This window comes from Gordonia sihwensis NBRC 108236, from assembly GCF_000333035.1.
Taxonomy (GTDB): Bacteria; Actinomycetota; Actinomycetes; order Mycobacteriales; family Mycobacteriaceae; genus Gordonia; species Gordonia sihwensis.
Genome location: NZ_BANU01000013.1, coordinates 1 through 23,186, shown reverse-complemented (window position 1 = coordinate 23,186; position 23,186 = coordinate 1). Strand labels below are relative to the sequence as shown.

The window sequence follows — 23,186 nt, the reverse complement described above, 5'->3', positions numbered from 1 at the left end:
GTCAGCGCACCCTCCCGGCGATGACCGTCACCGGCCATCGCACGACGCGGCGGTCGTCGCCCCAGCGCGGCGCGAGGTCGGCGGCGAGTGCGTCGACGAGCCCGCCGGCATCGGCCTCGCCGGCGCGGCGGACCGCGGACCAGGTGCCGAGGTAGCCGACGAACTCCTCGAGCGTCCACGATCGTTCGATGGTGACCGCCGGTGTGTCGAGACGCTCGAACGGGAACTCCAGCTCGGCGTAGCCGTTGTCGACGTGCCGGCGCTCGGACGGCCAGTAGGGTCCGATCTCCTCGCGGTAGAACGTCCCGAACCGGTCCGCCAGATCGTCGTCGAGCACGAGGACCCCGTATGTGATCAAGGCCAGCACTGCGTCGTCGACCGCGATCCGGCGCACCTCGCCGTAGAACGCGCTCAGATCGAACCAGTGCGCGGCCTGCGCGGCCGTGACCAGGTCCGCGGTGTGGTCTTCGACTGCGAGGTGCTCGGCCGCACAGACGCGGTAGTCGATGTTGCCCGCGGTCACCGCGTGAGCTATCTGCTCGCCCGCCGGATCGAGTCCGACGACGCCGGTGAAGCGCTCGGCCAGCAGCGCGGTGAGCTGGCCGGTTCCGCAGCCGACGTCGACCGCGCGGCGAGTGTCCGGCGCCGCCGAGGCGAGGGCGTCGACCAGTGCGACCGGGTACGTCGGCCGATAGCGGGCGTAGTCGTCACCGCCCGCGCTGAACCACCTCACCGTCGCCGGTAGTCGATGAACCGGTACAGCGTGCCGGTCGACGAGTACAGCCACTCGCCGACGGTCACCGACTCCCATCGGTCGGGATCCACGACGGGTGCGAAGGCGTCGGCGCCGTCCACCAGCACGTCGATCTCGGTGACCCGCAGGTGTGTGGCCCGGTCGATGGCCGCGGCGTAGATCTCCCCGCCGCCGATCACCGCGGCCGCCTCGCCCGCCGCGTCCAGCGCCGCCTCGAGGCCGGCGACGATCTCGGCACCGTCGGCGCGGTAGTCGCGCGCCCGCGTGATCACGATGTTGCGCCGCCCGGGCAGCGGACGCACCGCGGTCGGCAACGACTCCCAGGTCTTGCGACCCATGATCACGGTCGAGCCGCCGGTGATCTCCTTGAAGCGCCGCATGTCCTCCGGGACGCGCCACGGGATCACGCCGGCGCGGCCGATGGCTCCCGCGCGGTCCTGCGCCCACACCAGGGTGATTGTCATGTCCGCTCCGTTCCCGAGGAGGGTGTCACCGGCTCAGACCGCGACCGGCGCTTTGATCGCCGGATGCGACCGGTATCCCACGACCTCGAAGTCGTCGTACTGGTAGTCGAAGATCGAGTCGGCCCTGCGCAACTTGAGCGTCGGATACGGCAGCGGTTCGCGCGAGAGCTGCTCGCGCACCTGGTCGACGTGGTTGTCGTAGATGTGGCAGTCGCCGCCGGTCCACACGAACTCGCCGACCTCCAGCTCGGCCTGCTGCGCCATCATGTGCGTGAGCAGGGCGTAGGACGCGATGTTGAACGGAACGCCGAGGAACAGGTCGGCGCTGCGCTGGTACAGCTGGCAGCTCAGCCGCCCGTCGGCGACGTAGAACTGGAAGAACGCGTGGCACGGCGGCAGCGCCATCTGCGGAATCTCTCCGACGTTCCACGCGGATACGATGTTGCGCCGCGAGTCGGGGTCGGTGGTCAGCGTCTCCAGCGCCAGGGCGATCTGGTCGACGTGCTCACCCGACGGCGTGGGCCAGTTGCGCCACTGCACGCCGTAGACCGGGCCGAGCTCCCCGTCCGGCGACGCCCACTCGTCCCAGATGCTCACCCCGTGCTCCTGCAGCCACCGGACGTTCGAGTCGCCGCGCAGGAACCACAGGAGTTCGTAGATGATCGACTTGAGATGCACCTTCTTGGTGGTGATCAGAGGAAAGCCCTGCGCGAGGTCGAAGCGCATCTGGTGGCCGAACACGCTGCGTGTTCCGGTCCCGGTGCGGTCGGCCTTCGGGGTTCCGGTCTCCAGCACCAGTCTCAGCAGGTCCTCGTACGGGGTCGGGATCGGCGCGCTCACGCCGTCGAGTCTAGCGAGCGTTCGCCGGTCCCGGTCGCAGCGGCGAGATCGGCGGTTCCGGCTCACCCATCCACGGAGCCGTCTTCCGACTCTCCGACTGCGTATTCTTGATCCGAGAACTGGATGGCGCACAGAAGTGCAGCACGAGCAAGAGCCCGTCGGTCGTCCGTCGTCGATCGGCGAGCGACCGCCGACCAGAACTCGGCCTGCCGACTGAACGGACTTGATTCGACAACGTGTTCACGGACTACACCAGCAGCAAGGACACCGATCGTCGCCCCGTCGACCTGACTGCCCTCGGAGTGCAAGACCTGCTCCGGCTCGACGCCGCCATCATCGCTGAGCTACGTCGACGCGGCCTCGTACGCACCAGCAACAAGCCGCTCGGCGACGTCGCCGAGGCGGTGGTCCATGCCGCACGCGGCGGTGTGCTGGAGCCGAACAGTACCAGGTCCCACGACATCACAGCGCCGGGTGGGCAGCGCATCCAGGTCAAGGCGATGGGTGTGCGATCCGCAGGCACCGCAGCGAAGTTCAGCGCGTTCCGTTCGACTGACTTCACCACCGCCGTGTTCCTGGTGTTCGACCTCGACTTCCAGCTGATCGAAGCGCGTGAGGTCGACGCCGCCGACATCGAGCAGACCAAAGTGGTCGCCCACGTCAATGGGCGGCAGCCGACCCTGCGCTGGGTCCGTTCGGTCGGCACCGACGTGACCGCCGAGATGCAGGCAGCGTGGACTCGCATCAACGAGACGTCCACCTGACCGGACCGCCTCTGCACCCGCCGGGTCGACTACGCATCGAGCCCTGTCGGAGTCCGTTCTGGCAGGTCCTCGGCGTCTCTGCGCAGCCCCAGGTGAGCCTGCCGTTCACCGGCGTCAGCGGTGGGTCCGACAACCTCCATCACGCTTGTGTATGACTGTGCCTCACGCAAACCTTGGTGCTATCCCATGAGTCCGGCGGCGACCGTCGCCCCCAGATCCCAGCACGCCTCAAGCACCGCCTTGTCCGGCTTGTTCGCGGCGATGACGTACTCGGCGGACTTCTCCCAGCCGAGTCCGGCGGTGATGCGGTCGATCATGTTCTCCGCGCCTTCGGTCCCCTCGTTGCCGTGTAGGTACAGCCCGAACGGGCGACCCCGCGTCGAGTCGAGGATCTGGTAGTACGAACAATCGAAGGCGTGTTTGAGGGCACCTGAAATGGAGCCGAGATTCGCCGGGCTGCCGAGCACGTACCCGTCGGCGTCGAGGAAGTCGCTCGTGGATACCGACAGCGCCGCGCGGCGCACCACCTCGACCCCCTCGATCTCGGGATCGGTGGCGCCGGCGATCACCGCCTCGAACATCGCCTGGCAGTGCGGCGAGGGCGTGTGGTGAACGATCAGCAATCGAGCCATGACGCCATCATGCCCCCGATCGCGCGATCACGACCGCTGCTCGGCCTTCGCCGCCCGATACTGCTCCGCGGCGCGCCGCATCATCTCGCGCGCCCGCGAGCGGTCGCCCGCGTAGTCGTAGGCGCGAGCGATGCGATAGGTGCTCACCCAGTCGGACGGGTCGGCCTCCCATTCCACCTTGACCTGCTCGAAAAGTTCCAGGGCGGCGTTTTTCTCGATCCGCCCCGAGGGCCGCCGGGGCAGGTCGTCCACGTCGAGGTCGCGCCCCAGATCCTGCGCGGCCGCCACCATCCGCTGATGCTCGATCCCCGACCGCAGCGTCGACACCACCATCCAGACGCCGAGCAGCGGCAGCACGATCACACCGACGCCGAGCCCGATGCCGACGACACCGCCGTCGGAGATCAGGCCGATCGCGGTCCGGCTCAGCAGGACGAAGTACACGCAGAGCGCGACCACCAGGAAGGCGATGAGCGCGACGATCGGCCGGGCGTCGGCCTTCTTCTTCGCAGCCACCGACGACTACAGATCCATGAAGGTCTCGAGCCCCACCGTGAGCCCGGGACGGTCGACGATCTCGCGGACACCCAGCAGCACCCCGGGAACGAAGGAGTTCCGGTCGATGGAGTCGTGACGGATGGTGAGGGTCTCACCCTGGGTGCCGAAGAGCACCTCCTGGTGCGCGACCAGACCGGCCAGACGCACCGAATGCACGCGGACCCCGTCGACGTCGGCGCCGCGGGCACCCTCGAGTCCGGTCGACGTCGCGTCCGGACTCGCGCCGAGCCCGGCTTCCGCGCGCGCCGTCGCGATGAGCTGCGCGGTGCGCCCGGCGGTGCCGGACGGCGCGTCGGCCTTGTGCGGGTGGTGCAGTTCGATCACCTCCGCCGACTCGAAGAACCGCGCGGCCTGCTGCGCGAAGTGCATCGAGAGCACCGCACCGATCGCGAAGTTCGGAGCGATGAGCACGCCGACGCCGGGGTTCTGCTCCACCCAGCCGCGGACGGTGTCGAGCCGCTCGGCGGTGAAGCCGGTGGTGCCGACGACGGCGTGGATGCCGTTCTCGATGAGGAACTCGAGGTTGTCCATCACGACGTCCGGGTGCGTGAAATCGACGACGACGCGGGTCTGCGAGTCGACGAAAGCCGAGAGCGGATCGCCCTTGTCGACGCCCACGGTGAACACGGTCTCCGCCGACGCCTCGACGCCTTCGACGATCGCCTTGCCGACCTTGCCGTTACTGCCCAGCACACCCACGCGGATGCCGTTGCCCATGAGGGACCCTTTCGTCTCGTGAATCCACCCCAGTCTAGAAGGCGCCCGAACCCACCGCTCCGGCCGCTCGAGCCGTAACGTGCGCCAATCCCGAGCCATCTGTTGATCGTTCGATCAACAGCGGGCTAGGGTCACACCCGATCTGCGCTGAAGCACCAGTCACACGAGGAGTCCCATGAGTTCCGTCTCACGCCGAACCTTCCTGCAAGCCGCGGCCGTAGGGGCCACCGCGGCGACGGCGCTCGGCGCCGCATCGTTCGGCGAGACGGGACCGGCCTCCGCCGCGTCGGGTTATCTCGTCGGCGCGGGCAAGGGTGACATGACGGGAGCGATCGCCGGTCAGGGCATGATGGGCTACTCCGACATGGAACAGGTGGCGAAGGGACTGCTGCAGCGCACCTGGGCGCGGGCGTACATCATCGCCGACGCGGCCACCGGCAAGCGCGTCCTGTTCATCACCGCCGACATCGCGTGCGTCTTCGTCTCACACCATCAGACTTTGCTCGCCGAACTCGCGAAGCGGTACGGCACCACGTACACCGCGCAGAACGTCAACATCAACGCGACGCACAACCACAACTCCTGCGGCGGCACCGCATGGGATTACGCCTACGTCCTCGCCGCCAGGGGCCATCGGCACAATTCTTTCCGTGCCGAGATCGACGGGCTGCTCGACGCCGTCGCGGCCGCGCACGCCTCGCTGGGGCCGGGGACCGTCGAACTCGGGCACGCCGAACTCCACGACGCGAGCGCGAACCGGTCGATGCCGGCGTTCGAGCTCAATCCCGCCGCCGACCGCAAGCACTTCCCCGACGCCATCGACCCGCAGGTGACGGCCATCCGCCTGCGCCGCGGCGGAGCCGTCATCGGCGAGATCACCTGGTTCGCCACGCACGGCACTTCGCTCACCGACGCGAACTTCCTGATCAGTGCCGACAACAAGGGCTATGCCGCATACCTGGCCGAACAGCGCGACCCGAACGTCGTGAGCGCCCACGCGCAGACCAACGCGGGCGACATGAGCCCCAACCTGTGGCTGCGCAAGATGCATCCGGGCGGTCCGACCGCCGATCACCGGGCCAATCGCATCATCATCGGGCGCCGCCAGGATCAGGCCGCGCAGGCGGCCTTCCGTGCGGCGCGCCCGATGACCGCCGGCGGTGTCGACTCCGCCACCCGGTACGTCGACATGGCGAACGTCTCGATCGACGGCCGCTACACACCGCACGGCAAGGCGGCTCGCACCTCACCCGCCATGATGGGCGCCGCTGCGGCGGCCACCAGCCAGGAGGACAACACCCGCAGCCAACTGGGATTCCTCAACGAGGGCGTGCGGAACGAGTTCGCGATGGCGCTCGGCGCCGGTACGGCCCCGACGCCCGATCCGTGGATCGTCGACAACCAGGCGCCGAAGGCGATTCTGTTCCCGCTCGGCATCCTCCCGCCGCGGCCGTGGATCGAACAGACTCTTCCGGTGCAGTTGATCCGGATCGGCGACCTCGTGCTCGCCGCATTGCCGAGCGAGTCGACGATCGTCGCCGGCCTCCGAATCCGCCGGATCGTCGCCGACGCCCTCAAGGTCCCGCTGGAGAACGTCCTGCTGCAGGGCTACTCGAACGGCTACAGCCAGTACACCGTGACGCCGGAGGAGTACGTGGCCCAGCAGTACGAGGGCGGCGAGACGATGTTCGGCCGATGGACGCTGTGCGCCTACATGCAGGAGTTCGACGCCATGGCGCGGGCGATGGCCCGCGGAACCCGGCTGGCCGCCGGGCGCCGTCCGGCCGACACCTCGGGCCTGCAGCCGGATCTACTGGGCTCACAGCCCGCCGACACCCCGATACCCGGCCGCCGGTTCGGCCAGGTGATCTCGAAGGTGCCCGCCGCGGCGAAGCCCGGCACCACGCTCCGGGTGGCCTTCTGCGGCGCCTACCCGAGCAACCGGATCCGTCGTGGCGGATCGACCACCGGGTACTTCGCCGTCGAGAAGCTCACCGCCCGCGGCTGGACCGTCGCCTACGACGACGATCATGAGACCACCGAGATGACGTGGGAACGTCCCGGCGGCAGCCCGTCGGCGTCGAAGGTGACCGTCACGTGGCGTGTGCCGCGGGGCGCGGAGGGCGACTACCGGGTGCGGTACTACGGCGATGTGAAGAGCGCATCGGGAGCGCTCCGCCCGATCAGCGGCGCGACCGGCCGCATCAAAGTCGGCTGAGACAGCACGCGGATCCGTCGGCTCGCGGGCGAAGTCAGCTCTGAGCGAGATACAGCAGGATCGCGCGCACCCGGCGGTTGTCGGTCTCCGGGGGCAGGTCGAGTTTGAGGAAGATGTTGGCGACGTGTTTGGCGACCGCGGCGTCCGAGACCACCAGGGCGGCCGCGATCTCCGAGTTGCTCGCACCCCGCGCCATCAGTGCCAGCACCTGGGACTCCCGCGGGGAGAGCCGGTCGAGCGCGGCGGTGGCGAACAGCGCCGAGACGACCTCCGGGTCGACCACCACGCCGCCCGCGCACACCGTCTCGACCGCCCGGAGGAAGTCGGCGATCCGCCCCACACGCTCCTTGAGCAGGTAGCCGACCCGACCCCCGCCTTCGGTTCCGAGCAGTCGCCGCGCATAGGCCGCCGCCACGTACTGGGACAGGACCAGCACCGGCAGGTCGGGCCGGCGGCGACGCAGATCGAGCGCCGCCCGCAGGCCGTCGTCCCCGTCACCGGGCGGCATCCGTACGTCCGTGATCAGCAGGTCGATCGAATCCACGTCGATCTCGCGCAGCGCCGGGGCATCGGCGACGGTGCCGACCACCTGGTGCCCGGCGCCCTCGAGAATCCGCACGAGACCTTCGGTCAGCAGCACCGAGTCCTCCGCCACCACGATTCGCACGCTCACGCCTGTCAGTGTGGCCGACGGCCCGCCGGGCACGCCGACGGGGTCACCCGCGGACCGACCCGGACCAGCGAAGGACGGTCGGCCCGCCGACCGGGCTGACGACGGTGAGACTCGCCCCGATCGTCGCCGCCCGTTCCACCAGGCCCGCCAGCCCGCGTCCGGCTGCGGGCACCGCTCCCCCGCAGCCGTCGTCGGTCACGGTCATGCTGACGACGCCCGCCGCCTCGGCGAACTCGATCGTCACCGTCGACGCGCCGCCGTGCTTGGCCGCGTTCGTCACCGCTTCGCTGGCGGTGTAGAACAGTGCGCGCTCGGTCTCTCCCGGGAGCCGCCGGCCGGGTATCCATCCCGGACCCCGGATCACCCGGACCAGGACCGGTCCGCCGAGTTCGGCGCAGGCCGCCTCCACTCCGTGGTCGTCGAGCACCCGTGGATTGACGCCGCGCACCGTGTCGCGCAGTTCGGCCAGCGCCCGCTCCACACGCGCCTGAGCGGTCTCGATATGGGCCCGCGTGGCCGGATCGTCACTGTCCTGCGCGATCTCGCCGAGGTGCATCACCGCACCGACGAGGTGCTGCTGCGGACCGTCGTGCAGATCGCGCTCGATCCGTCGGCGCTCGGCCTCGAACGATCCGACGAGCGTTCCTCGCGACGACCGCAGGTCGGCCACCTGCGCCGCCAGTTCCTCTTCTCGCGGACCGAGCAGCCCGGCCGCGATGGACGCCACGATCGCGGCCGCCGCGCCGAACAGATACAGGGTGAGGATGAACAACGGCAGCGCGACCGGAACCACGCGCCAGGCCTCCTGCGGCGTCTCCAGCTGCCACGGCCCGATCGACATCTGACCGCCGGCCGCGACGACCAGCGGCGCCGCAGCGAATCCGCCGGTCAGCACGCAGGCGATCAGCAGACCGAGCGTCGCCAACGGAGCGAAGGCCGCCAGCGCCAGCGAGTACACCACCTCACGCCAGGTGACCGGCTCGGCGAGTCGGGCTCGCGCGCGGGCGCCGAACGATCCGGTCACCGCCGGATGCGGGTCGGCGATGGCCGCCATCCGGAGCATCCGGACCCGCTGCCGCTCGATGCGGCCCAAGAGGATCGACCAGGCGGGAGCGAACGGGAGCAGCACGATCACCACGTACGCCATGAACACCGTCCAGCCCAGTGCCAGCGAGATGATCGTGTACGCCACCGCGCGCCACGGGTAGGAGGAGAAGAGGAAGCGCAGCGGCGATCCCGAGAGCATTCGCCAGGGTGAGAGCCGATAGGCGTCGTCTGATGTCATGGCAAGAACGCTATCGATCGCCGTCGGTCCAGGGCACGGGAGCGGCCGCGAATCTTCGGGGTAGTGCCCGCACTACCCCCACTCCGGCGCGGACCGGATGCCTACCGCGACGAGCTCGGCCCGGGACGCATGACACGTCCCGGGCCGAGCTCGTCTAGATCGAACAGGTGCGGTCGCCGTCAGGCGTCGACCGCGACCTCGTCCTTCGCGGCTTCGGCCGCATCGGCGCCGTCGCGCACCGGAACGAGGCTGATCTTGCCGCGCTCGTCGATGTCGGCGATCTCGACCTGCAGCTTGTCGCCGACCTTGACCACGTCCTCGACCTTGCCGATCCGCTTGCCGTTGCCCAGCTTGCTGATGTGGACCAGTCCGTCGCGGCCGGGGAGCAGGGAGACGAAGGCGCCGAAGGCGGCCGTCTTGACGACGGTGCCCAGGAAGCGCTCGCCGACCTTCGGCAGCTGCGGGTTGGCGATGGCGTTGACCTTGTCGATCGCCGCCTGCGCGGACGGGCCGTCTGCGGCGCCGATGAACACGGTGCCGTCGTCCTCGATCGAGATGTTGGCGCCGGTCTCCTCGGTGATGCCGTTGATCGTCTTGCCCTTCGGGCCGATCAGCTCACCGATCTTGTCCATCGGGATCTTGATGGTGGTGATGCGCGGCGCGTACGGGCTCATCTCGTCCGGCTCGTCGATGGCCTCGGCCAGCACGTCGAGAATGGTGAGACGGGCCTGCTTGGCCTGGCTCAGCGCACCGGCCAGGACCTTGGAGGGGATGCCGTCGAGCTTCGTGTCGAGCTGCAGAGCCGTCACGAAGTCCTTGGTGCCCGCGACCTTGAAGTCCATGTCGCCGAACGCGTCCTCGGCTCCGAGGATGTCGGTCAGGGCGACGTAGCGGGTCTCGGTCTTGCCGTCGATGGTGACCTCGTCGGAGACGAGGCCCATCGCGATGCCTGCGACCGGCGCCTTCAGCGGAACGCCCGCGTTCAGCAGCGAGATGGTCGACGCACACACCGAGCCCATCGAGGTGGAGCCGTTGGAGCCGAGGGCCTCGGAGACCTGACGGATCGCGTACGGGAACTCCTCCACGCTCGGGAGCACCGGCACCAGGGCCCGCTCGGCGAGCGCACCGTGACCGATCTCGCGGCGCTTGGGCGAACCCACGCGGCCGGTCTCACCGGTCGAGTACGGCGGGAAGTTGTAGTGGTGCATGTACCGCTTGCTGGTCTCGGGGCCGAGCGAATCGATCTGCTGGGCCATCTTGACCATGTCCAGGGTGGTGATGCCCATGATCTGGGTCTCGCCACGCTCGAACAGCGCGCTGCCGTGTGCGCGCGGAACGACGCCGATCTCGGCGGACAACGCACGGATGTCGGTGATGCCGCGACCGTCGATGCGGAAGTGATCGGTGAGGATGCGCTGACGCACGAGTTTCTTGGTCAGCGACCGGTAGGCTGCGCCGAGCTCGCTCTCGCGGCCCTCGAAGCGCTCGCCGAGCGCCTCGAGCACGTCGCCCTTGAGTGCGTCGGTCGCGTTGTCGCGCTCCTGCTTGTCGGCGATCGCCATCGCCTCGCCGAGGCGGGTGGTGGCGAACTCGGCGACCGCCTCGTAGGCGTCGTCCTGGTAGGCCGGGAACAGCGGGAACTCGCGGGTCTCCTTCGCGGCGGCCGCGGCGAGCTGCTTCTGCGCCTCGCACAGGGTGGCGATGAACGGCTTGGCGGCCTCGAGGCCCTCGGCGACGACGGCCTCACTCGGCGCCTGGGCGCCGTCGGCGATCAGCGCGAGGACGTTGTCGGTGGCCTCGGCCTCGACCATCATGATCGCGACGTCGCCGCCGTCGATCAGGCGTCCCGCGACGACCATGTCGAAGACCGCGCCCTCGAGCTGCTCGACGGTGGGGAAGGCGACCCACTGGCCGGCCTTGTTCTGCTCGGTCGGGATCAGCGCGACGCGCACGGCGCCCACCGGACCGGAGAACGGCAGACCCGAGATCTGCGTGGATGCGGACGCCGCGTTGATCGCGACCACGTCGTAGAGGTCCTTGGGGTCGAGCGACAGGACGGTCTCGACGATCTGGATCTCGTTGCGCAGGCCGTCGACGAACGACGGACGCAGCGGACGGTCGATGAGGCGGCAGGTGAGGATCGCGTCGGTCGACGGGCGGCCCTCGCGGCGGAAGAACGAGCCGGGGATGCGACCCGCGGCGTACATGCGCTCCTCGACGTCGACCGTGAGCGGGAAGAAGTCGAAGTGCTCCTTCGGCGACTTGGACGCGGTGGTCGTCGAGAGGATCATCGTGCCCTCGTCGAGGTACGCGGTCACCGAACCCGCGGCCTGCAGAGCCAGGCGGCCGGTCTCGAAGCGGATCGTGCGCTTGCCGAACGATCCGTTGTCGATGACGGCGGAGACTTCGGTGATCGAATCATCGAAGTCGGCGTTGACGTCAGTCAAGAGTGTTTACCTTTCGTGGCGGCCGCGACGACACCACGACGGCGCCTGCGGCCTGTATTCAGCGGTCGGTTCGCGCAAGGCGCGGCGAACCGACAGACGATGGGCGCGAGTCTCGCGCCGGAAGTGGACGGCGCACCTGCGCCGTGAGCAGACGGCCTTCGATCGAAGCGGCCGGAATCGCTTGGGGATTCCGGCGGCCACTACCGAGGACCGATCCGACGATCACTACCGAACTGCCGTCAAGCGGCCTTCGTCCGCTACCAGCCTAACATTCTCCCTGCTGGGACGGCGGCTGTCGTCTGCGGCGACCGTCGGGCGTGTCCGCGGCGTCCTCGCCGGCGAATCCCGATGCCGCCGTGCCCGACAGACAGCTGTGGCCGCCGTTCCGCGTGGGAACGACGGCCACAGAAGCAATCAGGGGGCGTCAGCGACGCAGACCCAGGCGCTCGATCAGCGAGCGGTAGCGGTTGATGTCGACGCTCGCGACGTACTTGAGCAGGCGGCGACGGCGACCGACGAGCAGCAGCAGACCACGACGGCTGTGGTGGTCGTGCTTGTGGAACTTGAGGTGCTCGGTCAGATCGGTGATGCGCTTGGTCAGCAGGGCGACCTGCGCCTCCGGCGAACCGGTGTCGGTCTCGTGCAGACCGTACTCGCTGAGGATGGCCTTCTTCTCTTCGGCGGTCAGAGCCATGAGAGATCTCCTTGATTTTTCAGTTCCGTGCTCCAGGCCCTGCAACCGGCAGGGGGTGCGCCACCACGGACCGCAGCTGACACCGGCGGCCAAGACTACCAGCGCTCGGTCCCCGACCGGAAATCAGCGCCGGCACATGGAGCGCTCGGGCGGGTCACTCCGCCCGCAGCAGGGTCCGCGTGCGCTCGACGTCGTTGTTCATCTCCGCGATCAGTGCGTCGACGCTGTCGAAGGGCTCCATGCCGCGCAGCCGTGCGACGAAGTCGACCGCCACATGCTGACCGTAGAGGTCGGCCTCCACATCCAGCACGTAGGCCTCCACCGTGCGGACTCTGCCGGAGAAGGTCGGGTTGGTGCCCACCGAGACCGCGGCCGGGTACCGCCGGCCGATGGTGACCCCGTCGGGCTGCGTGGCGCTGTCGAGCACGGTGAACCATGCCGCGTACACGCCGTCGCCGGGGATCGCGGTGTGCTCGGGCGGCGCGACGTTGGCGGTCGGGAACCCCAGGTCGCGGCCCCGTCGTTCGCCGTGCACCACGACGCCTTCCACACGGTGCGGCCGGCCGAGCGCCTCGGCGGCCAGTTCCACGTCGCCCGCCGCGATGCACGACCGGATGTAGGTGGACGAGAAGGTCACGGCATGCTCACCGAACAGGGAGATCGCGGTGACCTCGAAGCCGAACCGCTCCCCCAGTTCGCGCAGTTTGGGCACGTCGCCGAGCGCCTTGTGGCCGAAGGTGAAGTTGTCGCCGACCACCACCTCGGCCGCGTGCAGTTCCTCGACGAGGACCGAGTGCACGAAATCCTCCGGCGACTGGGCCGCGAGGGTCGCGGAGAACGGGATCACGCAGAACACGTCGATCCCCATCTCCTCGGCGAGATCGGCACGCCGCCGCAGCGTCGACAACTGCGGCGGGTAAGCACCCGACCGCACCACCGACGACGGGTGCGGGTCGAAGGTCATCAGCACCGAGGGCACACCGCGCTCGGCCGCCGCCTTCGTGGCGGCGGCGACCAACTGCGCGTGCCCGCGATGGATTCCGTCGAACACGCCGATCGTGACCACGCATCGGCCCCAGCCCGCAGGGATGTCGTCCAAACCTCGCCAACGCAACACACGCTAAGCCTACGACTCGCCAGCAGCCGCTGCGCGTTCGGTGGGTAAGGTCGTACGCATGCCCGACTCTCGCCCGGTGAACGAACTCACCTCGGTAACCCAGGACTATCTGAAAGTGATTTGGACCTCGCAGGAGTGGTCGGACACGAAGGTCACCACGAAGTTGCTGGCCGAGAAGCTCGGCGTCTCACCGTCCACCGCGTCGGAGGGTATTCGGAAACTGGCCGATCAAGGTCTCGTGGACCATGCGCCCTACGGCGCGGTGACCCTGACCGATACGGGGCGGGTGGCCGCCGTCGGCATGGTCCGGCGGCACCGCCTGCTCGAGACCTTCCTCGTCCGAGAACTCGGCTATCGCTGGGACGAGGTGCACGCCGAGGCCGAGATCCTCGAACACGCGGTCTCCGAGCAGTTGCTGGCGCACATCGACGCCAAGCTGGGCCACCCGAAGCGCGACCCGCACGGCGACCCGATCCCGGCGTCCGACGGCACCGTGCCCGAGGCCGGCGCCGTGCAGCTGGCCGACCTCGACGTGGACCAGACCGGGGTCATCACCCGCATCTCCGACTCGGATCCGGAGATGCTGCGGTACTTCGAGGAGATCGGCGTCAATCTCGACTGCCGGGTGCGGGTCACCGAGAAGCGCTCGTTCGCCGGCACCATCACCGTCTGCGTCGACGATTCGGACCCGATCCATCTCGGTGACATCGCCGCCCGCGCGATCTTCGTCGACGGCTGAGATGCCGGCGCGCAGCGCCGCGGCCTATCGAGACCCGCACCACGTTCACACTCGAATCTCGATACGCTCGCTCACTACGTTCGCGGACTACTCGATGAGCCTGCCAGAAACCCCCTCCCGACAGACTCGTCGAGGTAGCCCCGGCGCGCAGCGCCGCGGCCTATCGAGACCCGCACCACGTTCACACTCGAATCTCGATACGCTCGCTCACTACGTTCGCGGACTACTCGATGAGCCTGCCAGAAACCCCCTCCCGACAGGCTCGTCGAGGTAGCCCCGGCGCGCAGCGCCGCGGCCTATCGAGACCCGCACCACGTTCACACTCGAGTCTCGATGCGCTCGCTACTCGATGAGCCTGCCTGAAACCACCCTCCCGACAGGCTCCTCGAGTAGCCCCGGCGCGCAGCGCCGCGGCCTATCGAGACCCGCACCACGTTCAGACTCGAGTCTCGATGCGCTCGCTACTCGATGAGCCTGCCTGCCCCCTCTGGCGGACCTGACCAGACCTTCGGCCGCCCTCAGCGCAGCGTCGCCGGTCGCACGACCATCACCGAACTCGCGCGCTTGCCCTTCTCCTGCACGAGAGCGATGGCCTGCCCGCGCGGATCGACGACCGTGTAGATGCCCTTCATGCCCACCGGCTCCAGCCAGCGGCCCTGGCTGATCGACTCGGCCTCGTCGTCGGAGATCGCGCGATGCGGGAAGCACAACTTGGCCGCGTCGTCGATGCCGAGGCTCAAACCGGGATTCTCGTCGACATCGGCCATCGTTCGCGAGTGCTCCAGGGTGAACGGCCCGACGGCGGTGCGTCGCAGCGCCGTCAGGTGCCCGCCGACGCCGAGCGCGGCACCGAGATCCCTTGCCAGAGAACGGATATAGGTGCCCGACGAGCAGTCGACCTCGACGTCGAGGTCGATGAACTCGCCGTCCCGGCGAGTATCGACCACGTCGAAACGGTCGACGGTGACCGGCCGCGCCTGCAGTTCGAACTCGGCCCCGGTGCGGACGAGCGCGTGGGCGCGACGACCGTCGACCTTGATCGCGCTGACCTTGGCGGGCACCTGCTCGATGTCGCCGGTGAGCGACGCGACGACCGCCGCGATCTCCTCGTCGCGGACCCCCGAGGCGTCCCGCGATTCGATGACCTCGCCCTCGGCGTCGTCGGTCGACGTCGACTGCCCCAGCCGGATGGTCGCAGCGTACGACTTGGTGGTGAGCGAGAGCAGCCCGAGCAGCTTGGTCGCGCGTTCGATGCCGATGACGAGAACCCCGGTCGCCATCGGGTCGAGGGTGCCCGCGTGTCCGACGCGACGGGTGTTGAACGCCTTGCGGCACTTGGCCACCACGTCGTGGCTGGTGATGCCGGCGGCCTTGTCTACGACGAGGAGTCCGGCGTTCTCGATGGAGGCGTCTGCCATGTCAGGTGAGTGCAATCGTGGTGAGGATCAAACCGCGGGAGATCTGCCAGCGGCCGGGCAGCGTCAGCAGCGGCGGTCCGCCGTCGATCACCGCTCCGTCGATCAGGATGGTCGAGGTGAAAGTACCCGCAGGGGCGCCGGCGGTGCCAATCGAGTCGTCTCGCTCGAACGTGATGTGCGCGTCCTCGAACCCCAGCCACCGCTCGGTGAGCGGAAACCAGGCCTTGTAGGTGGCTTCCTTGGCGCAGAACAGGAGCCGGTCCCAGTGCAGGTCGTGGTCCCGGTCGGCGAGGACCTCGCGTTCGGCCTCGATGCTGGTGTGGTCGAGGACGCCGTCGGGCAGGGCCTGATGCGGTTCGGCATCGATACCCAGCGAGCGAACCTGCATCGAATAGGCCGCGACGGCCGCACGGTAGCCGTCGCAGTGCGTCAGGCTGCCGACCACCTGACGCGGCCACAGCGGCATCCCGCGGTCACCGCGCAGGATCGGCACCGGCGCGACTCCCAACTGCCCCAGCGCCTGCCGTGCGCAGTGCCGGGCGGTGGTGAACTCCCGGCGGCGCTTCTCCACGGCCTTGGCGATCAACGCCTCCTCGGCGGGAAGCACGGTGAGCCCCTCGGGGTCGCCGAACGACTCGGCGGTCCCGACTCCCGCGGGCATGAGGTCGTAGATCATCGACCGTCCTTCCTGTTCTTCTCGGCCCTGTCCTTCTCTGCTTCAGCACGGCGGGCGCGGGTGCGCTCCACTCGCGCCCGGAACTCGGCGGCACGCTCCCGGTAGTCCGGCGGCAGGTCGAACCGGGCGCCGAACTCGTTGAGATCCGCCGGATGCAGTCCCTCGTCCGGTGCGATCTTCCGCAGCAGCGGCGACGGCAACCCGCGTCTGCTCCACTCACGCGGATATCCCACCGACACCTCCTCGAAGCGCACGTCGTCGTACCACGTGGTCCTCGGGATGTGCAGATGTCCGTATACGCAGCAGGCCGCGTTGAATCGCGTGTGCCAGTCCGCGGTGAGCTCTGAGCCGCACCAGAGCGCGAACTCGGGATACATCAGCGCATCGCACGGTTCCCGCCGCAGCGGCCAATGGTTGATCAGCACGGTCTTCTCGGCGGGGTCGAGCGCCTCCAGTCGCGACCGCGTGGCCTCGATCCGGGCGCGCCCCCAGGCGTCGCGCGTGCCGAACGGTTCGGGCGAGAGGAGGAATTCGTCGGTGGCGACGACGTTCGCCTCGCGTGCGACGGCGAGCGCCTGCAGCGCCGTCGAGGTGCCCTCCGGCCGGAACGTGTAGTCGTAGAGCAGGAACATCGGCACCACCCGGACCGGCGGTGTCCCGTCCCCGGGATCGAACAGCGGATACCGGTCCTCGGGAGTCACTACGCCGAGATCACGGCAGGCCTGCACGAGGTAGTCGTACCGTGCGACGCCGAACACCTGGAGCGGGTCCTTGGCCGTGGTGTACAGCTCATGGTTCCCGGGCACCCACACCACCGTGCGGAATCTGTTCTTGAGCCGGCGGAGGGTGTCGATGATGTCGTCGGTGCGCTCGGCGACGTCGCCCGCGACGATCAGCCAGTCCCCCGGTTCGGCCGGCTTGATCCGATCGAGGATCGCCTCGTTGCCGCGGTGTGAGACGTGCAGGTCGCTGACCGCCCAGAGCGTTGGCATGGGGACCATGGTGCCACGAGCCCGCTCGGCGACGAACCCGGCTTCGGCTCCACACCGGCGACGACGTCCTCGGCGAGAAGGTGGGCGCGGTGATCGCCGAATTCACGGTGCCGCAGTTCGTCTCCGTGATCACCGCTGAGCGGTCACCGGGAGTGGCACGCTTGGGGCGTGGCGGCGTCGACCTGCACCGATCCGGTAGTAGCGTCGACGACATGACCGCATCAGTCCCCGTTCCGCCGCCGACGGTCGAGCTCACTCCGGCGCCGACACTGCGCAACTTTCCCGATCGGGACCGCTACGAGCTCTGGTCGGGTGATGAACTCGTCGGAGTGGAGGGCTACGAACGCCGCGACGAGCACACCCTCGTCCTGCTCCACACCGTCGTCACCGAGAAGTACGGCCGGGCGGGCTTCGCTCGGTTGCTCGTCGCCTCGGTGCTCGACGAACTCTCCGCGCAGGGCACGAAGATCGTCCCGGTGTGCACGTACGTGCAGTCGTTCCTCAAGCGTTTCCCGCAGTATCAGCCGGTCGTCGCCGAGGAGTGATCCGGCTGCGATGAATCTGCGCCCGGTGCGGGCACAGATTCATCGCGGTGAGGTCATACCCGCGCGTTGAGCATCTCGAGCACTTCGTCCACGACCTCTCCCGGCCGATCCGTCAGGTCGTGCCAGGTGTACACCTTCTTGCGCCACCCGGCGGCGTCGAGCGCGTTGTATTTCGCCCGGTCCGCCTGGAACCGGTCATGCTGGTAGTGGAAGGCCAGTCCGTCGATCTCGATCGCGACGCGGAGATCGGGCCAGCCGAAGTCGATACGCCACCGTCCGAATCGGAGCTGCTGCACCCACCCGGTGACGCCCGCCTCTCGAAGCAGACGTACGAAGAGCCGTTCGGCCTCTGACTCCGAGTCCTGCGAGGCGATGCGCACGAGCCGCCGTGCCTCACCTATCCCGCGACTGCCCGCGTAGCGCTCGACGACGGCCTCGAGTTCGGTGACTGTGACGACACCGCGCTGCAGCGCCCGGTCGAGGAATCGACCACCGTCCGGCATCGCTGCCGCGCCGAACACCACCGTCGCCGGCGGCGTGGTCACGCGGAGCCCGCGGACCGTGGTCAGGTCCGCATCGTCGTAGTGCCGACGAGTGAGGCCCAGCGGGCCGAGCGACCACCGGTCGGCGGTGGTCGTGTTGGCTGTCGCGACGGTCAACGGATACGCCAGGGCATCGAGCATTCCGTGCCACCAAGCCGCCGTGGTGCGGTCAGCCACGCCATGGTGCGCGGCCACCGCTGCGCGGACCAACAGGCTCTCAGTCAGCGGATGCGAACTCGATCGATAGATTCCGCGGACGAGCGCGCACCACTCCCGCCGGTCCAGTCGGCCGCGGATCTCCTTGCGGGAGAGACCGGCCCGGAGTGCCTGCGCCGAGGTGATGAGTCCATCCTGTTCAGCGATCAACGCGGCCAGCGCGCCCGAGTCCCCCATGTCCTATTGGACGCAGCGGCACGCTCCTCGGTTCCACCGACACGACTACTTCACCCACGCGCCGCTGCGCACCCGCCACACCACCGCGGCGAGTCGAGTGCACATGAACGCGAGCAGTCCGCTCCAGATTCCCGCCAGCCCCCAGTCGAAGGCCCACGACAGCCAGATCAGCGGCAGGAACGCGCCGAGCGCGCCCGCGAGAGTCGCCGTCCGGAGGAATGCGGCGTCGCCGCTGCCCAGCAGCACACCGTCGAGCGCGAACACCGCGCCAGCGATCGGCAGCATCGCGACGAAGAACCACCACGGCGTGCGCATCGCGTCAAGGATCGCCGCATCGTCGGTGAAGATCCGCGGAATCACCGCGACCCCGGCCGCCAGCACGGCGGCGAGAAGAACCGAGATCCCCACCGACACGGCGGTGGCCCGCGTCGCCGCACGCCGGGCCACCCGGAACGCACCCGCGCCCAGCGCCGCGCCCACGAGTTGCTGAGCCGCGATCGCCAGCGAGTCGAGCAGCAGCGAGCTGAACTCCCACAGCTGCAGTACCACCTGATGCGCGGCCACCTGCGCGACGCCGAAGCGCGCGGCCACAGCCGCCGCGGAGATGAAGCACACCTGAAACGACAGGCTCCGCAGCACCAGATCGCGGGCCATCGTCAGCTGGGCGCGGATCACCGGCCAGTCGGGGCGCAGCCGGCCACGACTCTCGCCGATCAGCCGGACCGCGAAGGCGATCCCCGTCAGCGACTGCCCCACCAGATTCGCCCAGGCGCTGCCCTGCAGGCCGAGTCGCGGGAGTCCGCCGACCCCGTGCACCAGACCGACGCAGAGCACGGCGGCCACGGCCAGTCCCGCGACCACGAAATACACCGGCCGCCGGGTGTCCTGCACTCCGCGCATCCAACCGTTGCCGGCCATCGCCAGAAGGATCAGCGGCACGCCGAACACGGCGATGCGCAACCAGGACGCCGCTTCGGCCGCGACCTGGTGGTCGGGCACCAGCGCGCCGGTGACCGCGGGCGCCAGGAGCCACGCGACGACGACGATCGCCGCCCCCACGCCCACCGCGATCCAGCTCGCCTGCACTCCCTCGTCGACGGCCCGGCGTCGATCACCCGCACCGAAGGCGCGCGCCGACCGCGCGGTGGTTCCATAGGAGAGGAAGGTCAGCTGAGTGCTGATGACCGACAGGACCAGCGTCGCCACGGTCAGGGCCGCGAGTTCGGTCGCGCCGAGGCGGCCGACCACGGCCAGATCGAGCATCAGGTACAGCGGCGGCGCGATGAGCACCACCAGTGCCGACCCGGCGAGTCTCAGCACTCTCGACGCCGCCGATCACCTGCGCAGGGCGGCGAGCAGATGCCCGACGACCTCTGCCGCGTCTCCGGTGTCGCTGTACCCGGCCGCACGCACGTGGCCGCCACCGCCGAGCGACCTCGCGATCGGCACCACGTCGACGTCGGTCTTGCTCCGCAGCGACACGGTCCATTCGCCCGCCCGCACCTCTTTGAAGACGGCTGCCACCTCGGCCTCCCGCGCAGTGCGCACGACGTCGATGACGCTCTCCGACTCGTCCCAGTTCATATCCGACATCTGATCGGCGTTCACGACCGCGTACACCAGTCCGCGCCCGTCCAGTGCGCCTTCATCGAGCACGGAATCGGCGAGCACCTCCGAGAGCATCTGCAGCCACGAGTACGGGTGGGCGTCGAGGAGGAGACGGCTCCACCGCGGACCGTCGACACCGGCCTCGAGGAGTCGTGCCGCCACACCGAACGACGCGGGCCGCGCCCATTTGAACGAGCCCGTATCAGTCACCAGGCCCGCGTACAGGCAGGTCGCGATGTCCGCGGTGAGGCTCGCGCCGAGCCGATCGATCACCCGGAGCACGATCGACGCCGTGCAATCGGACTGCGGGTCCACCAGATCCAGATCCGCGAATCCCGGATTGGAGACGTGGTGGTCGATGCAGACGGTGGTGCTTCCGGAGGTGAAGACCTGCTCCAGCCCGCCGAGACGTTCGACGGTGGCCGCGTCGACCGCCACCGTCACATCGGCGACGGGCAGCCCCGCCTCGTCCACGAGCAGGTCTACTCCCGGCAGTTCGCGCAGCGGACCGGGCAGCGCCTCGGGACCGGAGAACGCGCAGTGCACGCGTTTCCCCAGCCCCGTGAGCGCCAGCCCGAGTCCCAGTGCACTGCCGATGGTGTCGGCGTCCGGACGGACGTGGCTGATGATCGACACCGAATCGGCGCCGAGCAGCGTGGCAGCCACGGAGTCGCTCGAAGCGGGATTCACCCGAGCGCGCCCCCGGATTCGTCCGACGCGGACTCTTCCTCGTCGTGCCGATACGGGTCGACGTCGCCCGCCGGCCGCGCATTGCGCGCGGCGCGGGCCACCGACTCGTCCCGGGCGCGGGCGCGGGCGAGGAGCTCGTCCATCGCACGCGTCGCGTCCGGCACCGTGTCGAGTTCGAACCGCAGAGTGGGGGTGAACCGGACTCCGGTGCCGGCGCCGACCTTCGACCGGAGCACGCCGGTCGCGGCGGCCAGACCGGCCGCCGCTTCCGCCACGTTCGGCTCGGCATCCACCGAGTCGCCCAGCACCGTGTAGAACACGGTGGCGTCGTGCAGATCGCCGGTGACCCGGCAATCGGTGATCGTCACATGAGCCAGGCGCGGGTCCTTGATCTCCCCACCGATCGCCGAGGCGACGATGGTGGTGATCCGTTTGGCGAGCCGAGCGGCCCGTGCAGGATCTGCCATGACCTAGTCCCGTGCCTTTTCGACCATCTCGAAGGCCTCGATCACGTCGCCGACCTTGATGTCGCCGTAGGTCAGCGTCAGACCGCACTCGTAGCCTTCGCGGACCTCGGTCGCGTCGTCCTTCTCACGCTTGAGCGAGCTGATCGTGAGGTTGTCGGCGACCACCGCGTTGTCGCGCAGCAGGCGTGCCTTGGCATTGCGCCGCATGATGCCCGACTGCACGAGGCAACCGGCGATGTTGCCGACCTTGGACGACTTGAAGATCGCACGGATCTCCGCCCGGCCCAGCTCGGACTCCTCGTAGATCGGCTTGAGCATGCCCTTGAGCGCGGCCTCGATCTCCTCGATCGCCTTGTAGATGACCGAGTAGTACCGGATCTCCACGCCCTCGCGGTTGGCCAGCTCGGTGGCCTTGCCCTCCGCGCGGACATTGAATCCGATGATGATCGCATCCGACGCCGCGGCCAGGTTGACGTTGGTCTCGGTGATGCCACCGACACCGCGGTCGATGACCCGCAGCGAGACCTCGTCGTCGATCTCGATCTGAAGGAGCGCCTCTTCGAGCGCCTCGACGGTACCCGAGTTGTCGCCCTTCAGGATCAGGTTGAGCTGACTGGTCTCCTTGAGCGCCGAATCCAGATCCTCGAGGCTGATCCGCTTGCGACTGCGTGCCGCCAGCGCATTGCGCTTGCGCGCATTGCGGCGGTCGGCGATCTGCCGGGCGATGCGGTCTTCTTCGACCACCAGGAGGTTGTCGCCCGCACCCGGAACCGAAGTGAAGCCGATCACCTGCACCGGACGCGACGGCAGCGCCTCTTCGACGTCGTCGCCGTGCTCGTCGACCATCCGACGGACGCGGCCGTATGCGTCGCCGGCGACGATCGAGTCGCCGACGCGCAGGGTGCCGCGCTGGATGAGGACGGTCGCGACCGGGCCGCGGCCGCGGTCGAGGTGCGCCTCGATGGCGACACCCTGAGCGTCCATGTCCGGGTTCGCCCGCAGATCGAGCGAGGCGTCGGCGGTCAGCAGGACCGCCTCCAGCAGCTGGTCGATGTTCAGCCCCTGCTTGGCCGAGATGTCGACGAACATGGTGTCGCCGCCGTACTCCTCGGGAACCAGGCCGTACTCGGTCAGCTGTCCGCGGATCTTGGCCGGGTCCGCGCCCTCCTTGTCGATCTTGTTGACCGCCACGACGATCGGCACGTCGGCCGCCTGCGCGTGGTTGACGGCTTCCACCGTCTGCGGCATGACGCCGTCGTCGGCCGCCACCACGAGGATCGCGATGTCGGTGGCCTTCGCACCGCGGGCACGCATGGCGGTGAACGCCTCGTGACCCGGGGTGTCGATGAAGGTGATCAACCGGTCCTCGTCGTTCAGGTGAGTGTTCACCTGGTACGCGCCGATGTGCTGCGTGATGCCGCCGGCCTCACCCGCGCCGACGTTCTCCTTGCGGATGGTGTCGAGCAGTCGGGTCTTGCCGTGGTCGACGTGACCCATGACGGTGACCACCGGCGGACGCTGCGCGAGGTCCTCTTCGCCGCCCTCGTCTTCGCCGTAGGTCAGGTCGAAGCTCTCCAGGAGCTCACGATCCTCGTCCTCCGGGCTCACGACCTGGACGACGTAGTTCATCTCGCCGCCGAGCAACTCCAGCGTCTCGTCGTTGACCGACTCGGTCGCGGTGACCATCTCGCCGAGGTTGAACAGCGCCTGGACCAGCGAAGCCGGGTTGGCGTTGATCTTGTCCGCGAAGTCCGAGAGCGAGGCGCCGCGAGCGAGGCGGATGACCTCGCCGTTGCCGTGAGGCAACCGGACGCCGCCGACCTCGGGTGCGCGCATCGAGTCGTACTCTTGCCGCTTCTGACGCTTCGACTTGCGTCCCTTGCGGGGTGCGCCGCCGGGGCGACCGAACGCTCCCGCGGTTCCGCCGCGGCCACGACCGCCGCCGCCACCGCC

23 protein-coding genes are annotated in these 23,186 nt (G+C 69.0%); 4 read left to right on the top strand and 19 right to left on the bottom strand.

Annotation, left to right across the window (positions count from 1 at the left end):
* Position 1 precedes the first annotated feature (1 nt).
* From GSI01S_RS09035 to GSI01S_RS09025, 3 genes are read right to left on the bottom strand one after another with little or no spacing between them, the layout of a single operon-like run.
* On the bottom strand, positions 2 to 733 hold the full coding sequence (locus GSI01S_RS09035; protein ID WP_006896238.1) for a class I SAM-dependent methyltransferase: 732 nt from the start codon (positions 731 to 733) through the stop codon (positions 2 to 4).
* Positions 730 to 1,218: a dihydrofolate reductase gene (locus tag GSI01S_RS09030; protein WP_006896237.1), complete on the bottom strand. Its 489-nt coding sequence runs from the start codon at positions 1,216 to 1,218 to the stop codon at positions 730 to 732. Before GSI01S_RS09030 ends, GSI01S_RS09035 begins: the two co-directional genes overlap by 4 nt.
* A gap of 33 nt (positions 1,219 to 1,251) precedes the next feature.
* Positions 1,252 to 2,058, bottom strand: coding sequence for a thymidylate synthase (locus GSI01S_RS09025; protein WP_006896236.1), 807 nt, complete (start codon positions 2,056 to 2,058; stop codon positions 1,252 to 1,254).
* Between the two features lie 236 nt (positions 2,059 to 2,294).
* Between GSI01S_RS09025 and GSI01S_RS09020 the strand changes: the two genes are divergently transcribed.
* Complete coding sequence (locus GSI01S_RS09020; protein ID WP_006896235.1) at positions 2,295 to 2,822, top strand: hypothetical protein; 528 nt, start codon at positions 2,295 to 2,297, stop codon at positions 2,820 to 2,822.
* A 179-nt stretch (positions 2,823 to 3,001) separates the two neighbouring features.
* Here the strand turns inward: GSI01S_RS09020 and GSI01S_RS09015 are convergent, their stop codons facing one another.
* The 3 genes from GSI01S_RS09015 to dapB are packed head-to-tail and all read right to left on the bottom strand — an operon-like array spanning position 3,002 to position 4,729.
* On the bottom strand, positions 3,002 to 3,454 hold the full coding sequence (locus GSI01S_RS09015) for a flavodoxin family protein (RefSeq protein WP_006896234.1): 453 nt from the start codon (positions 3,452 to 3,454) through the stop codon (positions 3,002 to 3,004).
* 27 nt (positions 3,455 to 3,481) lie between these two features.
* The gene (locus GSI01S_RS09010; RefSeq protein ID WP_006896233.1) at positions 3,482 to 3,970 is read right to left on the bottom strand and encodes a hypothetical protein; all 489 of its coding nucleotides are present in this window, start codon (positions 3,968 to 3,970) and stop codon (positions 3,482 to 3,484) included.
* Positions 3,971 to 3,976: 6 nt separating this feature from the next.
* Entirely contained in the window at positions 3,977 to 4,729 is a 753-nt protein-coding gene (gene dapB, locus GSI01S_RS09005; RefSeq protein WP_006896232.1) for a 4-hydroxy-tetrahydrodipicolinate reductase, read from the bottom strand.
* A 175-nt stretch (positions 4,730 to 4,904) separates the two neighbouring features.
* Here dapB and GSI01S_RS09000 point away from each other — a divergent pair, with 175 nt between their 5' ends.
* Entirely contained in the window at positions 4,905 to 6,947 is a 2,043-nt protein-coding gene (locus GSI01S_RS09000; protein WP_006896231.1) for a neutral/alkaline non-lysosomal ceramidase N-terminal domain-containing protein, read from the top strand.
* Between the two features lie 34 nt (positions 6,948 to 6,981).
* Here GSI01S_RS09000 and GSI01S_RS08995 read toward each other — a convergent pair whose 3' ends face one another.
* The 5 genes from GSI01S_RS08995 to GSI01S_RS08975 all read right to left on the bottom strand — a co-directional run bounded on the left by GSI01S_RS08995 (position 6,982) and on the right by GSI01S_RS08975 (position 13,163).
* On the bottom strand, positions 6,982 to 7,620 hold the full coding sequence (locus GSI01S_RS08995) for a response regulator (RefSeq protein WP_039867346.1): 639 nt from the start codon (positions 7,618 to 7,620) through the stop codon (positions 6,982 to 6,984).
* Positions 7,621 to 7,663: 43 nt separating this feature from the next.
* Complete coding sequence (locus GSI01S_RS08990; protein ID WP_006896229.1) at positions 7,664 to 8,905, bottom strand: sensor histidine kinase; 1,242 nt, start codon at positions 8,903 to 8,905, stop codon at positions 7,664 to 7,666.
* Positions 8,906 to 9,084: 179 nt separating this feature from the next.
* Positions 9,085 to 11,352, bottom strand: coding sequence for a polyribonucleotide nucleotidyltransferase (locus tag GSI01S_RS08985; protein ID WP_006896228.1), 2,268 nt, complete (start codon positions 11,350 to 11,352; stop codon positions 9,085 to 9,087).
* A gap of 424 nt (positions 11,353 to 11,776) precedes the next feature.
* Entirely contained in the window at positions 11,777 to 12,046 is a 270-nt protein-coding gene (gene rpsO, locus GSI01S_RS08980) for a 30S ribosomal protein S15 (RefSeq protein WP_006896227.1), read from the bottom strand.
* A 154-nt stretch (positions 12,047 to 12,200) separates the two neighbouring features.
* Entirely contained in the window at positions 12,201 to 13,163 is a 963-nt protein-coding gene (locus GSI01S_RS08975) for a bifunctional riboflavin kinase/FAD synthetase (protein WP_081598100.1), read from the bottom strand.
* Positions 13,164 to 13,221: 58 nt separating this feature from the next.
* On the opposite strand from GSI01S_RS08975, the gene GSI01S_RS08970 reads away from it, so the two are divergent.
* Positions 13,222 to 13,902 (top strand): metal-dependent transcriptional regulator, encoded by a 681-nt coding sequence (locus GSI01S_RS08970; protein ID WP_006896224.1) that lies wholly within the window; start codon positions 13,222 to 13,224, stop codon positions 13,900 to 13,902.
* Between the two features lie 518 nt (positions 13,903 to 14,420).
* Here GSI01S_RS08970 and truB read toward each other — a convergent pair.
* From truB to GSI01S_RS08955, 3 genes are read right to left on the bottom strand one after another with little or no spacing between them, the layout of a single operon-like run.
* Complete coding sequence (truB, locus tag GSI01S_RS08965; RefSeq protein WP_006896223.1) at positions 14,421 to 15,320, bottom strand: tRNA pseudouridine(55) synthase TruB; 900 nt, start codon at positions 15,318 to 15,320, stop codon at positions 14,421 to 14,423.
* Between the two features lies 1 nt (position 15,321).
* On the bottom strand, positions 15,322 to 15,996 hold the full coding sequence (locus tag GSI01S_RS08960) for a 4'-phosphopantetheinyl transferase family protein (protein WP_006896222.1): 675 nt from the start codon (positions 15,994 to 15,996) through the stop codon (positions 15,322 to 15,324).
* Positions 15,993 to 16,988: a metallophosphoesterase family protein gene (locus GSI01S_RS08955; RefSeq protein WP_039867345.1), complete on the bottom strand. Its 996-nt coding sequence runs from the start codon at positions 16,986 to 16,988 to the stop codon at positions 15,993 to 15,995. The genes GSI01S_RS08960 and GSI01S_RS08955 overlap by 4 nt, the downstream gene beginning before the upstream one ends.
* A gap of 89 nt (positions 16,989 to 17,077) precedes the next feature.
* Between GSI01S_RS08955 and GSI01S_RS08950 the strand changes: the two genes are divergently transcribed.
* The gene (locus GSI01S_RS08950; protein ID WP_006896220.1) at positions 17,078 to 17,533 is read left to right on the top strand and encodes a GNAT family N-acetyltransferase; all 456 of its coding nucleotides are present in this window, start codon (positions 17,078 to 17,080) and stop codon (positions 17,531 to 17,533) included.
* A 53-nt stretch (positions 17,534 to 17,586) separates the two neighbouring features.
* On the opposite strand, the gene GSI01S_RS08945 is transcribed toward GSI01S_RS08950, so the two are convergent.
* The 5 genes from GSI01S_RS08945 to infB all read right to left on the bottom strand — a co-directional run.
* Entirely contained in the window at positions 17,587 to 18,468 is an 882-nt protein-coding gene (locus tag GSI01S_RS08945; protein WP_006896219.1) for a type IV toxin-antitoxin system AbiEi family antitoxin domain-containing protein, read from the bottom strand.
* Between the two features lie 45 nt (positions 18,469 to 18,513).
* Positions 18,514 to 19,788 carry an MATE family efflux transporter gene (locus GSI01S_RS08940; RefSeq protein WP_006896218.1) on the bottom strand — a complete coding sequence of 425 codons (1,275 nt, stop codon included), beginning with the start codon at positions 19,786 to 19,788 and terminating at the stop codon, positions 18,514 to 18,516.
* A gap of 15 nt (positions 19,789 to 19,803) precedes the next feature.
* A complete protein-coding gene (locus GSI01S_RS08935; RefSeq protein ID WP_006896217.1) occupies positions 19,804 to 20,766 on the bottom strand; it encodes a DHH family phosphoesterase in 963 nt (320 codons plus the stop codon).
* The gene (rbfA, locus tag GSI01S_RS08930; RefSeq protein ID WP_006896216.1) at positions 20,763 to 21,233 is read right to left on the bottom strand and encodes a 30S ribosome-binding factor RbfA; all 471 of its coding nucleotides are present in this window, start codon (positions 21,231 to 21,233) and stop codon (positions 20,763 to 20,765) included. The genes GSI01S_RS08935 and rbfA overlap by 4 nt, the downstream gene beginning before the upstream one ends.
* 3 nt (positions 21,234 to 21,236) lie before the next feature.
* Positions 21,237 to 23,186 (bottom strand): translation initiation factor IF-2 (gene infB, locus GSI01S_RS08925; RefSeq protein WP_006896215.1); only part of this gene is annotated, 1,950 nt, incomplete at its 5' end.